We start from the raw sequence: 724 nt of genomic DNA, 5'->3' as shown, positions 1-724 counted from the left end.
GGTCATGAATGCTTGCATTGCAGCCGCCATGTCAAACTCAAGGAATACTTTACGCAGAGTTTCTGCATCCATGTTCAGCGTAGTCTTCGCATTTGAAGACAGACCTTTTTTGATCGCTCCACCATCTAAAGATAATTCAGTATTACCTGTAGCGTCCGCAACCACCAGATTGATTGCAAGATTCGCAAGCGCTGGCGCCAGGTTTAGGTCACCTGCTTGAGCAGTCAGAGTTTCTACAGTTGAAAACCAATCATCAGTTAAAAAAGCAGGCATGATCTTTCCTCAATTTATTAGTTCGTGTGTGTCGTCTATCCAGACAACATCATTGTTGACGCTATTGCGCTTGCAGATTGTTATAACATGATCATTTGTCGAATGGCTAACGATTTTTGTACGCAGCGTTCAATTTCTGTCATTATCTTTCTGTTTTTATGTACATGATCTTGATTGATAAGGCCTGACGGGCATTCAACTCGAATGAATACCCGTCAAAAAGGTCTTAATCCGCAGCAAAACCGAGGTTGACCATATTAATTCGCTTGCTCTCGCCTTCTACTGCTTCTTCAGTTGAGCAAGAATCTTTAAAGTTGAATTCACGTTGGCTGTCGAGTGCCTCGAAGTCAAACAGTTCACGGTCAGCCAGTTGTGACGGTGAAACATTTTGCAGTGCACCGAAAATGCTGTGCAGACGTTTCGGATGAGCTTTATCCCAGTCACGCAGCAT

Annotated in this window: 1 protein-coding gene and 1 pseudogene; both read right to left on the bottom strand. The window is 43.5% G+C overall.

All coding sequences use genetic code 11. The features are described 5' to 3' along the window. Positions 1–273, bottom strand: a 273-nt coding sequence (locus B4033_RS01750; RefSeq protein WP_286831541.1) for an SCP-2 sterol transfer family protein, incomplete at its 3' end; no start/stop codon positions are given. 226 nt (positions 274–499) lie between these two features. Further along, positions 500–724 (bottom strand): annotated as a pseudogene (locus B4033_RS01745) (tRNA 2-thiocytidine(32) synthetase TtcA); the annotation flags it as partial.

The organism is Acinetobacter sp. UBA3132 (genome assembly GCF_002364825.1).
GTDB lineage: Bacteria > Pseudomonadota > Gammaproteobacteria > Pseudomonadales > Moraxellaceae > Acinetobacter > Acinetobacter schindleri.
The sequence above is the reverse complement of the archived record's forward strand: the minus strand, read 5'-3'. Positions and strand labels throughout refer to the sequence as shown.